The 13,624-nt window shown below is 37.7% G+C and carries 11 protein-coding genes; 6 read left to right on the forward strand and 5 right to left on the reverse strand.

Translation table 11 applies throughout. The features are described from left to right. From ACGH4F_RS06435 to ACGH4F_RS06445, 3 genes are all read left to right on the forward strand, one after another. Positions 1 to 1,215, forward strand: a 1,215-nt coding sequence (locus tag ACGH4F_RS06435) for a peptidoglycan-binding domain-containing protein (protein ID WP_411590506.1), incomplete at its 5' end; no start/stop codon positions are given. A gap of 4 nt (positions 1,216 to 1,219) precedes the next feature. Continuing rightward, positions 1,220 to 2,632 carry a hypothetical protein gene (locus ACGH4F_RS06440; protein WP_411590508.1) on the forward strand — a complete coding sequence of 471 codons (1,413 nt, stop codon included), beginning with the start codon at positions 1,220 to 1,222 and terminating at the stop codon, positions 2,630 to 2,632. After that, positions 2,629 to 3,651: a hypothetical protein gene (locus ACGH4F_RS06445; protein WP_411590510.1), complete on the forward strand. Its 1,023-nt coding sequence runs from the start codon at positions 2,629 to 2,631 to the stop codon at positions 3,649 to 3,651. Before ACGH4F_RS06440 ends, ACGH4F_RS06445 begins: the two co-directional genes overlap by 4 nt. 64 nt (positions 3,652 to 3,715) lie before the next feature. Here the strand turns inward: ACGH4F_RS06445 and allD are convergent, their stop codons facing one another. The 5 genes from allD to allC all read right to left on the reverse strand — a co-directional run bounded on the left by allD (position 3,716) and on the right by allC (position 9,192). After that, on the reverse strand, positions 3,716 to 4,765 hold the full coding sequence (allD, locus tag ACGH4F_RS06450; RefSeq protein ID WP_411590512.1) for an ureidoglycolate dehydrogenase: 1,050 nt from the start codon (positions 4,763 to 4,765) through the stop codon (positions 3,716 to 3,718). 23 nt (positions 4,766 to 4,788) lie between these two features. After that, entirely contained in the window at positions 4,789 to 5,706 is a 918-nt protein-coding gene (locus ACGH4F_RS06455) for a carbamate kinase (RefSeq protein ID WP_267360131.1), read from the reverse strand. Between the two features lie 75 nt (positions 5,707 to 5,781). Next, the gene (gene allE, locus ACGH4F_RS06460) at positions 5,782 to 6,561 is read right to left on the reverse strand and encodes a (S)-ureidoglycine aminohydrolase (protein WP_267360132.1); all 780 of its coding nucleotides are present in this window, start codon (positions 6,559 to 6,561) and stop codon (positions 5,782 to 5,784) included. A gap of 145 nt (positions 6,562 to 6,706) precedes the next feature. After that, positions 6,707 to 7,954 (reverse strand): MFS transporter, encoded by a 1,248-nt coding sequence (locus tag ACGH4F_RS06465; RefSeq protein WP_411590513.1) that lies wholly within the window; start codon positions 7,952 to 7,954, stop codon positions 6,707 to 6,709. 11 nt (positions 7,955 to 7,965) lie between these two features. Beyond that, positions 7,966 to 9,192 carry an allantoate deiminase gene (gene allC, locus ACGH4F_RS06470; protein ID WP_267360133.1) on the reverse strand — a complete coding sequence of 409 codons (1,227 nt, stop codon included), beginning with the start codon at positions 9,190 to 9,192 and terminating at the stop codon, positions 7,966 to 7,968. Positions 9,193 to 9,724: 532 nt separating this feature from the next. Here allC and fdrA point away from each other — a divergent pair. From fdrA to ACGH4F_RS06485, 3 genes are read left to right on the forward strand one after another with little or no spacing between them, the layout of a single operon-like run. Beyond that, positions 9,725 to 11,392 carry an acyl-CoA synthetase FdrA gene (gene fdrA, locus ACGH4F_RS06475; protein WP_411590514.1) on the forward strand — a complete coding sequence of 556 codons (1,668 nt, stop codon included), beginning with the start codon at positions 9,725 to 9,727 and terminating at the stop codon, positions 11,390 to 11,392. 12 nt (positions 11,393 to 11,404) lie between these two features. Next, positions 11,405 to 12,661: a DUF1116 domain-containing protein gene (locus tag ACGH4F_RS06480; protein ID WP_267360135.1), complete on the forward strand. Its 1,257-nt coding sequence runs from the start codon at positions 11,405 to 11,407 to the stop codon at positions 12,659 to 12,661. A gap of 3 nt (positions 12,662 to 12,664) precedes the next feature. Beyond that, positions 12,665 to 13,621, forward strand: coding sequence for a DUF2877 domain-containing protein (locus tag ACGH4F_RS06485; protein WP_267360136.1), 957 nt, complete (start codon positions 12,665 to 12,667; stop codon positions 13,619 to 13,621). Positions 13,622 to 13,624 lie beyond the last annotated feature (3 nt).

Below are 13,624 nucleotides of genomic sequence, written 5' to 3' on the forward strand. Positions count from 1 at the left end.
GAATCAATAAAACAAGGCTTAGAACAACAAAGAAGAGATTATCAACGTTTTCCAGATGGTTATGAAGATGCACCCGAAAAGAAATTAACACAAGAGCAACTTAACTTATTGGGGAAAATAAATGAGTTAGAAGAGAAGTATAAATTATGGGAAAAAAGCAAAGAAAAAGCGACAAAAATGCTCTGGTGGGATGATGTCACCAAAGGTTTAGCTAAGCAAAGTCAACAGACAGAACAAAGTGACGCAGAAACTAAAAAAGAGCAATCAGCAGACGCCTCAAGTAAACAAACCCAAACTTCATCAACGCTTGCCACGTTAAGTCAAAATGGTCGGGTGTGGTTTATACATCCGGTATCTATGGTAAATTATTTCTCTGATAATAAAGTGCTTTTCCAAAAAGGTGATAAAGATGAAATAATTCGAGAAATCAATATCCGTCTTGCCGGTTTTGGTGGCAATGTCCCGACTGATGAGTTTACGGAAAGAACAGAAAACATGATCAAACAGTTTCAACGTGATTATATGAAAGTTGAAGAAACGGGTGTTGTTGATATGCAAGTAATTGAAGCGATTGATAAGTTTCAAGAGGAATATCCAATAGAAACATATTTTGCTCAAGCTAAGTGTAAATGTTCAACATACAAATTAGAAGTTGAGATTAAAGCATGTGGAGGATTTGGGCTTGGGAGGTATTCTGAGCAAAAACAGAAGGAAGATCCTGTTGAAATGTTGAGACAGTATGAATATCCCGGGTTACATAGAACGTTATTTTGGGTATTAAGAGCCTGGAAATTTTATTTGAAACACTTTGATCAACGAAATATGAAAATTGAAAAAGTTGAATCCGGATACCGCTGTTGGAGGGATAATAAATTTCATAAGGACAGACAAACCACGAATCATATGGGAAAAGCGCTAGATATTCATATGGTTTACGACAATCCAAAAATTACAAAAGCTAATTTGTGTGATGATGCAAGAGAAGTGATGATTAAGTATTGTGATGCTCAATACAGATGGGCTAAACCAAATTTTGTTTCTTTAGAGCCAGGAAATCGAGTAAAAATATCTACAGATAAAGCTGTAGCATCAACATGGGTACATTATGATGTCAGAAGTTTTCAATTAGTTTATTTGAAAGATGAATACTTTGCCAAAAGTGTTGAACAAGCTAATGGCATATCAATGCAAACATTAATCACTAATAAAGGTTAACAATATGCAACAAAGTAATTACTATATTGTATTATTTTCTCTATTATTAAATTTAATCGTATCATCAGCGATAGCTGATGAAAAAAAAGCGCCAGATAATTGGGGAATTATTTATGGTATTAGCAATACATTGGTAGATGAAACAACGATTGATTTTGATATAAAATTGCGTGGTAATAAATTTTATTTCAATAATCAGTCGTTTTTGATTAAACGTAATACGATGCCTATAGAAGATTTTTTTAAAAGTAATAATATTGAACAAGCATATATTGATTTAAAAAAGAAGCAAACATTATTAGAGCATAGTTATAATATTAAATTAAAAGATAACATTACTTATCTTCAGTTTGATAAAAATATTGATAATAGCCTATTAAAACAGTATGTAACACAAAATCGGCAGGCCTTATTATTGGATGATATGCTGCTTCTGTTTGGAAAAAATGGTAAGCCAGTATTTTATTCAAAGCCTTATTTTGAAAAAGAATTTATTAAACAAGTCCCTCCGTTACCCACAATCAATGTTCCATTTAACCAAGATGATGCTTTTATGCTATATCAAGAGCGCGTATTAAAACCGTTATCCATTCATTTTAAAAATTTTTTAGATCTTCCTTGGGTTGCAATATATATATCCGGAGCAAAGTATCCTTCTATTTCATCGATTATAAATCCAATATTTATTGATGTAAGTTGGGATAGTGGTGATGTTGATTCCTATTTATATCTGTTTTCTAATGATTATAAGGTTCTAGATAAACTGGTGTTATTTGGTTATCGGACTACAACTCGAGGCGGTCCTGGCGGTAGCGGTTACATGGTTGGTTATCATTATTTTACCATTGACAAAAACTATTTTATTGAGCGTCGCCAACGTTTTGAAGATGAAACAGTAGAAGTACAACATTTTCAAGTGACAAAAGAAGGGAAGTTTCAAGAATTACCTGTCACGTCAAATTGCTACAGTAAATTAGCGGTTAAAGATAACAAAATACATTCAACAAAAAGCCTTTTACTAACCAGTCAACAAGCAAATAATTATATGCGCTTTGAAAGTGTGAGAATCGATGAACTTTATGATATCACACTAACCTTAAATCCTGCTAATAAAAAGCTTTGTGTAAATTATCAACAAGCCCATTCATTTACCTTTGGTAAAGCGAAGTCAAAACAGTTATTTGGTGATGAAAAACGCTATCAACAGCAAGTCGAAAATTTTAAAGAATTTAATATAGATATTAGTGACGAGTTGGAATATATCGCATTTGACAATATCGACAAATCACCATTAGCTAAATATCTACTCAATGGAAATAAAGCGATTTATATGAACGAAATGCTCTTTATTGTGGGTGAAAATTATCTCGCAGCCTACAGACAGCCTACAGTTATCGAGCTAACTTACCAAGAATGATAATATTAAAAGGTGCAAAATTACTGGCGTCAGCATCAGAATCGGATACAAAAGTCGGTGAGCGTCTTAAAGACTCGGAAATAAAAATATTAAGTAAAGAACAGAATATCAACTGGTTCCAAATAGAGATTCAAACATCGAAAAGTGAAACTAAAACATTATGGATAGAGAATAATAAAGAGATACAGGATAAACTAAAAGAAAAAGGTAATCTAAAAGATTTAGCCAGTACCACACCCGCATGGAGCAAGTTTCCATTACAACAGAGTGAGTTAACAACCAGTAAAAATGAAGTCGATACACCATCGTTGCTACTGAATATGAATGATGAAGATTTAATCAAGAATGATAAACGAGCCATGGATGAAAAGGGGACATTATGGTTATGGATAGAGCATGCAGTGGATAGTCAAAATGTTTCTATTAAAGGATGGACATTTATTGGCAGTGAGGGCGTGAAGAAAGTCAGTGGTTGGGAGTGGTTTAGTTTTAAACAGATTACAGAAACCAGCAGTTTAAAAGAGTTTTACCTGAGTGCAAAAAAAGCGATAACCCGAAATAAGGATAATGCTTCACTGGAGAACTATAAGCCAACCCTCAAAGAGACCTTAACAATATTAGACAAGCAATATATTCAAAATAGTAATAAATATGCGACATTAACACAGGGATGTTTTAAAGGAATATCCGACAAACCACACTTAACAACGGCACTGGGACGGCTGTTAGTTCATTATCAAAGTGAATGGTATGAAAAGCTGAATGCAGAAGGAAAGCGACCGGAATGGGAAGCATTAAACAGTGAAATGACCGATGATGCGGAAAACTATTTGGGTTATATAAAAGACGGTGATGAAGCAAAACGTGATGCATATGTTAGTAAGATGGATGCAAGCGAACAAGAATCAGAAAAACATGATTTAGAACAAGAAAAAAAGAATATTAACGCTTTGCTAAAGACGAGTTCCCTGTATACACAGGGATACATCATCAACAAAATCAATAAATTCTATACTTAACTATTATAATGCAACTATAAAAGGTTATTTTTAGCTTGTAATCACTCTTAATGATTAACCCTTTTTATTCTGCAAATTTATTTTTGTGATCGTAACGATCAAAGTGAACATCATCGCTAATCAAATATTGATAAATATCATCCACGATTTCGATCCCATTTTTAATATAATCTGCTTCCCGTTTTTTTCCTCTTTCACCAGGGAAGAATACTTCACTATTGCCTTTTGCAGGTTTTACCTGTTTCAATTGGTCTAACATCGCAGACATGCTTTTTTTGAATACTTCAAGCCCAACAAAGTATTCTGGATTAATGACAATATGTAAATGCCCTAGATTACGTCCTTTGGATAAATCGGCATACATCGAAGACACGTTTTTACCAAATGGTACACCAAGCAAAATTCCGGATAACACATCAACCATCATCATTAATCCATATCCTTTTGCATCTGCAATAGGTAATAAGGCATTGACTTTATAAGGATCGGTAGTGGCTTCACCTTGCTCATCAACAGCCCAAGTAGGGGGGATTGCTGCACCTTTAGAGCGAGCATACAATACTTTACCCCAAGCTTGTACAGTCGTTGCCATATCAAATGATACGACTCTTTCATCAGCAGAAGGGGCGGCAAAGGCGATAGGATTAGTGCCAAAAAATTCTTCGGCACCGCCAAAAGGTACCGCCATCGGATCAGATTGACACATTGAGATAGCAACAAGATTATGAGCGGCTGCCATTTCAGTAAAATAACATAATGAACCACTGTGTGACATGCGTCGAATACCGACAACGGCAACGCCATTTTTTTTGGCTAGTTCAATCGCTTTATCCATACCAATTTTTGCGCCAACCAAACCACATCCATTATCAAAATCGAGAATCGCACTAGCTGGCCCGGTTTCTTTATAGGTCATATTGGGATTTGTGGTCATGCCGCCTTTGGCTATCCGCTCAGAATAGTATTCAACTCTTACCGCTCCATGTGAGTGTATTCCCCTTGCATCAGCAAAGGCTAGTGCATCGGCAGCAATATCAGCATGTTCTTTGCTTAATCCTGCTTTATGTAGTTTTTTCGCAATTAAATTATGTAATGTTTTTCGGTCTACTCTCATGTTTGTACTCCTCTGAATGGATTCTATTTATCCATGGAATGGTTTTTTATTACGGTTCCTTTTTGACCTTTTAATAAGGATTCAATATCTGTTAGGGTACCGATATAAGCTGTATTCCCTGTTTTTTCGACAAATTCAATGACGGATTTGACTTTAGGGCCAATAGCACCATCATCGATAGCAAGCGGTTTTAGGCGTTCAGTATCAACATGATCAAGTGCTTTTTGTTGTGGTGACCCCCAGTTTTCATAAACGGCATCAGCATCGGTTAATATCATTAGGTGATCAGCTTGTAGCTGTATGGCTAATTGCGCAGCAGACAGATCTTTATCAATGACCGCTTCCACTCCTTGGTAGCCATGGTCAGTGCTGATAACAGGAATACCACCACCCCCATTACAGATCACGATAGTATTGTCATTCAGCAATTTTTGAATGGTTGCAATTTCCAAAATTTTTTTGGGTTTAGGGGAGGGGACTACCCGTCGAATGTATTGACCGTCTTGTTTAAATATCCAACCATATTGTTGTTTGAGTTGATTTTGTTGTTCGGGTGGATAGACCGGCCCTATAAATTTTGTCGGGTGAGTAAACGAAGGATCATATTTATCAACTTCCACTTGCGTAAGTAACGTGACCACCTGGGTAACATTAGGTTGTTGCTGTAAACTTTGACCTATCATATATCCTAGCATGCCTTGAGTTTGCGCAACTAATATATCAAGCGGATAAGCCGGTACCTTTGAATAAGCTGCATTTTGCAAGGCTAAAAGTCCCACTTGCGGACCATTACCATGTACAATGACTAATCGATATTTACCTGCTAATTTGGCAATTAATTTGGTTGTAGAATGAATATTTTGATATTGATTCTCAACCGATAAAGGTTCATTACGTTTGGCAATTGCATTACCACCTAAAGCAATGACAATCAGTTCCATATGGTTTCCTTGATCATTTGTTAAAGTTATTGGATTTATCCGTTTTTAAGTTTACGTTGTCTTATTATCGATTGATTAGATAGCAACGTCTCGATGACAATCTTTAGAATAGATATAACTTAAAGGCACTTTACCAACGGCATAACAGGCTTGTAAGGCATAGGCACCCATAAAAATATAGTCATCTTTCTTAACGGGGATCCATTCATTATCAAGTAGGTACATCCCTTCACCACTTAGCAGATAAGCACCATGTTCTTGGACATGGGTTTCAATGTACCCATGACTGGCGCCGGGATTGAAGGTTAAAATATGGAAATTCATATCAAATCCAAGTTCTTTAGGTAATAAGTCTTGGATAAATACGTTATCCATATTTTCATAATTTAAGCTTTCTAACTGCTGAACGTGATTGGAAATAATGCGAGTTTGATAATCTGCTAAGGGGATATAACGTCTTTTGTAGAGAAATAATCGTGAACTTTCGGCATGATTGTGTAGATATAATTTTACCCCAGCAGGACAATATAAATAGCCACCAGTCTTTAATCTAAACGATTGACTATCTGCGGTGGCGGTAATATATCCACTAAGGACATAAACAAAAAGTTCAATCCCTTCGTTGCCAAAACCTTGTACATTTTTTGCGTCTTGATGCATGGTGACAAGATAATCTACGAAGGATGCACCTAACTTAGGTGTCGATAAGATAGTGATATCACAATTTTCGAATCCCGGAATGACATTTTTGACTAATCCATCAGGTGGAATAAGCGCATAATTTTGTCGTTTGATGATGGCTCTGGAAGCCAGCAAATCTTTTGGATAACCAGTATTGTGATTGAAGTACCCCATATTTATCTCCTTGAAAAATAATAATCTTATACTTTGCTGTTCGTTTTTTTTTTAGGGTAAAAGGCAACTAGCCTGTAAAACAGCATCGTTTTAAAGCAATATAGTTATTGCCGACTACCGCAATGGATCGGCAATGATTGATTTGTTAATTGGTGATATGTTTACGCATGTTGATTAGGAAAAAAAGCAGCGTAGCGATAATTAAAATGCAGATTGCCACGTAAAATCCTGTCATTTTTGTTCCGGTCAGATCAGCTAAATAACCGGTTAATGGCGGTGCAATTACCGATGAACTCATACCAAAAAAGTTAAATACTCCAAACGAAGTGCCATAATTTGTTTTCGGTGCTGTATCAGCCACGTGTGAGATGAGGATAGGCTCTACCGCCAATTTACCAAACAGTCCATAAAAAATGAGCCCACCTAGCAATAACGTGATGGTTGTTGCTTGTACGGTCGTTAACAGGGTCGCTGCTGCAATTAACTCAAGTACAATAATGAAAAACAGCCGTTTATTTTGGTATTTATCTGATATTTTACTGATGATTAACGCCCCGGGTATGGCAGCAAAGGCAACCAAAGACGATGCAGATCCAATGTTTCCACCCGTAAAGCCACGCTCGGTTTCGAGAAAGTTAGGTAACCAACTAACTATCATGTAATACCCATAGCAGGTTGCAAAATACATAATATAAGAAGCCACCATTTGACTACTAAAAAATCGGTGTTTGGCGTTCGGTTCGTCAGCGGATGTGACCGCTTCTTTTGCTGACGATGATTGACTTTGATTTTGTTTTTGTTTTGGCGTTTCCTTAATAATCAGGGCAAACCCTGCCACTAAACAAAGTAATAAGGCTGCAATGATGTATAGCATATACTCCCAAGGCATTCCCCATGATTTGACCAAAAAGCTGGTGGCAAGTAGACTGATCCCCATTCCTAATGCTGAACCAGTATTAATAATGGCAGAAGCAAAACCGCGATGTTGCGAAGGAATGTTTTCAGCAGAAAGTGACCAAGCTGATCCATAATAAGAGCCACATCCTAATCCAGCCAATAAGCTACCGACATAAATCATCATAATTGAATGTGCATTACCAATGATTAATGCCGCTATGGTAAAGAGTAAAAATCCTGGAATCACCACGGCTTTTTTACCGAATCGATCGACAAGAATGCCTGCCGGAATTTGCATTGCGGTGTAAGCAAAAAAATAGCAACTTGCAATAAGTCCAAGTTCTGTATTGGATTGAGGGCCTATAGTTTGTTGAACTTCAGGAAAGATAGCGGTTAGCACAGGGCGATAGATCCACATCACTGTCCAACCCAGACATAATAATACGACGATTTTATGCCAATATTGAATACCGCCTGTTTTTTCTGTCGTGGTCATATTGATTCCTCTTACTCTTGATAAGCTAGTTTATATAAGGCATAAGTGAGCGCTTTAATGCCTTCAACTAAATCTTCGGTTTTGGTATCTTCGGCAATATTGTGACTAATGCCTTTTATACTCGGCACAAATAGCATTGCTGTTGGAACACGAGGCGCGAAAATCTGTGAGTCATGGCCTGCACCGCTATGCATTACCCGATAACTTAATCCTTCTTGATCACAAATTTCTTCTAGCAGATGAATTAATTTAGTGTCCATAGGAATGGGATCTTCATCCATCCAGCGATTGATTTCGATCTCAAGATTAAGTTGATGGGCGATTCGAATCATATCTGCTTCAATCTCTTCGGTGAAGGCGACGAGTTCCGCTTTATTGGTATGGCGACAATCCATCGTGAATAGCACTTCACCCGGCACGACGTTTACAACATTCGGTTTAGGTTCAACGTGCCCAAAAGTCAGGACTAAGGGATCACCCACTTTTATGGCTTTATTAATTGATTGATAACAGATTTGACTAAAGGCATAAACTGCGTCTTTACGATAACCCATTGGTGTTGTGCCGGCATGGTTAGCTTCGCCAATTAAGCGGATGTTATAACGGCGCTGACCAACTATGCTTGTCACCACACCGATACTTTTTTGTTCTTTTTCAAGCACGCCACCTTGTTCGATATGAATTTCTAGAAAAGCTTTAATGTCGGTGCGTGCAGGCTGAGTTTTGAAATTAAATCCACATGCTTTCATGGCATCAACAAATTTGATTCCGTCACTATCTTCAATGTCATTAACATCACGATGATCGGCAATGGCAAACACATTTTTACTTCCCCAAAAAACATACGGAAAACGGCTACCTTCTTCTTCTGCCATTGAGATGAGTTCTAGTGTTCGTAACGGTTGACCATAATGTTGATGTAAGTATTGCATGGCAAGTAACGCAGCAATAATACCAAGTTGCCCGTCAAGTTTGCCACCGTTAACAACGGTATCAACATGCGATCCAGACATAATGACTTCATCCGGATATTTGCTACCTTTGAATCGTCCATAAAGATTGCCTATTTCATCAAAGTCGCTTTCCATACCGAATTGCGTCATTCTGTCTTTTAAGGCATTTTGGGCGGTCAGCCATTCTGGTGTATATAGCAGTCGGGTGGTACCGCCTTGTTCAAGCCCGCCAAAACTTGATATCCATTTAACTGCATTAGCCACATCATCATACAAGATATTCATAAGCATTTACCTGTCATTAACCATTCTTTTAGAAAAATTGCTTTAACTCTTTTTAACTATTCGTTTTTAATTAGTTTTTTAGTTCTGGAACAAATTCGATAATTGTTTATTTGCCGTTTAGACTATCTATTAATAGCAGAGAATAATGTGATCAAACTAACTATTTTAGATTTATAAAATTTAATTAAATTAATGGGTTATTATTATAAAAAATTTTTTAATAATAATTTATCTTCATGATTATATTCATATTTATTTAATGATATAGATGATTGTTTTGTGACTTATGACCTATTTATTCCGCTTTTTTTACGTAATATATAAATATAGTCTGATAGTTAGATTTAATAGGTTAACGCAATATTGTTGTTGTAAAACAGATTCAAAGCGGATAGTAGGGTATGACTGAGTAGGATAATTTATCGCGTCAATGAAAATGTCTTTTAACATCTAGCAAGCGCATATCTATTTATTTCCAATTACCATTACAGCATTTATTACAATAATTTAATAACTGAGAGGTCCAATTCTCATGATTCAATCTTTCATAAAAAAAGGTAGTTTTCAGGATTCTGTTAGCCTCATGTTGATATCTAAAAAGCTGAGTAACCTTGAAGAAGTCGATGAAGTTTCCGTTATGATGGGAACACCAGCCAATAAATCATTGCTTGTAGCCACGGGATTTTGGAGTGATACTTTCAATCAAGCAACGCCTAATGATATCTGTGTAGCAATTAAAACGCATGATGATGCTAGCGATGCCATAGATTTAATTCGTTCACAACTTGAAGAAGCTTTAAAAAATATTGCTCAGCAACAGCAAGGGGGCAGTAAATTACTAAAAGCAAGACGTTTGGCAACCGCTAATCGAAAACTGCCTGATGCTAATTTGGTGCTTATTTCAATTGCCGGTGAATATGCAGCAGAATTGGCAGAACAAGCGTTAGATGAAAATAAAAATGTCATGATATTTTCCGATAATGTGTCGCTTGAAGATGAAATCCGTTTGAAAAAAAGCGCAGCAGCAAAAGATCTTATTGTCATGGGGCCGGATTGTGGAACGGCAATCATCGCTGGGGCGCCATTGGCATTTTCTAACGTGATACCTAAGGGTAATATTGGGGTGATTGGGGCATCGGGAACCGGCATTCAAGAAGTGATTTCACAAATTGCATTACTCAATCAGGGAATTACACAAGCAATTGGACTTGGCGGACGTGATTTATCGCAAGCAGTAGGGGGGATTAGCGCATTAACCGCATTAACTATGCTAGCGGCTGATAAGCAAACGCAAGTCATTACTTTTATTTCCAAACCGCCAGCTGAAAGTGTCCGTATAAAAGTGATTAATGCAATGAAGCAAATAGCTAAACCTATTGTGGCGCTCTTTTTAGGTTCCCGTATTGATAAACGGCAAGACGATAATATTTTTTTTGCCAGCACGTTAGATGAAGCAGCTAGATTAGCTTGTTTATTAGCCAAAGTTGAAAGTGCGATGAGCACGTTGCCTAGTGTGGATCATCAAACCATTATGGGATTATATACCGGTGGTACATTAGCATCGGAAGCCGCAATGTTGCTGGCTAATCAACTCAATCTTTTGCTCAGTGATAACCACGACAAAGGTATCATGTTCGATCAGCAAGGTCATAAAATTATCGATCTGGGCGATGACTTTTATACCGTTGGGCGCCCACATCCCATGATTGACCCATCCATACGTGAACATGCAATAGCACAATTGGGCGAGCAAACAGGGGTGGGGGTATTGTTACTGGATCTGGTCATAGGCTATGGCGCAAATGCGAATCCGGCTGAATCAATAATCTCAGGTTACAACAAGGCTATCGCTCAACGATCTTCTCATCATCCCTTAATTGCTATTGCCACGGTGACAGGATCTGAATCCGATCCACAATGTCGTAGTAAGCAAATTGCAGCACTTCAATCGGCAGGTATTACCGTAATGGATAATTTACCTGAAGCCATTTTATTAGCCACAAAATTAATTACGTCAGCAAATAAGATTGATTGCTTAAAACCTTACCCTTTACTTGATCATATCAGTGTGATTAATGCCGGTTTGCGGAGTTTTGCTGAAGATCTGCAATCATCAAATATTCCTGTGGTGCATTATCAATGGGCACCGATAGCTGGTGGCAATCAAAAATTAGCGGCTATTTTGAAAAAATTAAACTAAGAGGTTGTAACAATGAACTCATCAATTAATGAAGCAAATCAGGCCATTATTGAAATAATTAAAGTGGCAAGACCGCATTGGGTTGGTGTTATTGCTGCTAAAGAAGCGATCCCGACTTTGGCACAAGGTTACAAATTATTACATGCAGGCCCACCGATTATATGGCCGGACATGACTGGACCAATGCAAGGTGCCTGTATTGGTGCCTGTTTATTTGAAGGCTGGGCGCAAAATGAAGAACAGGCACTAGCTTTGCTAACGACAGGTAAAGTGGAATTTATACCTTGTCATTCGGTTCATGCTGTTGGCCCTATGGGTGGGATTACTTCGGCAAATATGCCTGTTGTTGTGGTTGAAAATATTACTCATGGCAACCGAGCTTACTGCAATTTGAATGAAGGTATTGGGAAAGTCATGCGTTTTGGTGCCTATGGGCAAGAGGTGTTAAATCGTCATCACTGGATGAAAACGTCATTAGCGCCGGCGCTTAATGAAGCATTAAAATTATTTGAAAAAGGAATCGACTTAACCGCACTGATGGCTCAAGCCATTTCAATGGGGGATGAGTTTCATCAACGCAATATTGCTGCATCGGCATTATTACTTCGTACCTTATCACCTAAATTAGCTCTGCTTAATCGTAGTAAAGAAGAAATGGCGAAGATTTTTGATTTTTTAAGTGTCACCGACCAATTCTTTTTGAATTTGGCCATGGCATATTGTAAATCAGTTATGGATAGCGCAGCACAGATCCAAGCCGGCACTATTATTACTGCGATGACACGTAATGGTAAAGATTTTGGCATTAAAGTCAGTGGACTGGGTGATGAATGGTTTACTGCACCCGTTAACACACCACAAGGACTTTTCTTTACCGGATACTCCCAAAAGGATGCGAACCCCGATATCGGTGATAGTGCAATTACGGAAACATTTGGTATTGGTGGGGCGGCAATGGTTGCTGCACCAGGTGTAACCCGTTTTGTTGGCGCAGGTGGCGCGGATGTTGCATATGAAGTATCAGAAGAGATGAGCGAAATCTTTTTAGAACATAATATGCAACTACAAATACCGTCTTGGAACTTTCAAGGATGTTGTATGGGATTAGATCTACGTCTGATTGTAGAAACCGGTATTACGCCCTTAATTAATACAGGAATTGCCCATAAACAAGCAGGTGTGGGTCAAATTGGTGCAGGAACGGTGCGTGCGCCGTTAGCCTGTTTTGAAAAAGCGCTTGAGGCATTAGCGATAAAATTGAAAGTGTAATTTATGAATCAGGAACTTGCAGATTGTCATCGTACCGATAAACAAGCTGAAAATCAGCAATGGCTCTCACCATTCTCTGCCGATTTTAATCGGCAGGGAGTTTGCCATACATCAAAACGTATTACGCAATCTATAAAGCCATTGCTTAAAAGTGCCCATGTACCAATTACTGTGAGTGATTTAACACTATTTAGTCTGCATGAACATACCATTAATCTGATTAATAATGCAAAGCAGCTTATCACTTTACACCGTTATGGTCACGGTTTGTCGCCAATGGGTTGGGTACTAAAAAGTGCTCAATTTGATTTAATCAAACAGACACTAACTCAACGTCATAAACCAATCGAACAATTAGCAACGGGTGACTTAATTATCGGACATATTCAAATTAGTGCAAAAACACACATCTGCTCTTTGCAATTACTTCCTTATCCGCTTACCAATTATGATAAAAATGGCGTTGCTCAATTATTCAAGCAGATCAATAATCCTACAGGATTGTTTGGCGAGTTAAGACAAAATATTACTGAAAAAAGGGCGCCTGAATTGTGCCAGTTTTGTGACAAAATTGACGCATTATTAAATGGATATTCTGATGATATTACCCCTTTTATTGGTCTAGGAGCAGGATTAACCCCCAGCTTTGATGATATTTTGATTGGCATGATTGCAGTACTATTAAGTGATCAGCGTTTTTATCGTCGATGTAACTTGTTACAACGTGCCATACTTAAGCTTGATCTGGATTCTTTAACGACAACTATTAGTGCGACTTTTTTACGTCATGCCCTGCAAGGAAGATTTTCATTACAAGTACTGCAAGTTATAACCGCACTCAATCAACAAAAATATCAACATCGATCTTTGGCTGAGATATCAAATTATGGTCATACTTCAGGGGCTGATCTGTTGCTTGGTATTTGGCTTGGTATCGATCGTTTTGTCATAAGGGATTGAAGT

Source organism: Gilliamella sp. CG35 (assembly GCF_046635745.1).
In the GTDB taxonomy this organism is placed as follows: domain Bacteria; phylum Pseudomonadota; class Gammaproteobacteria; order Enterobacterales; family Orbaceae; genus Gilliamella; species Gilliamella apicola_I.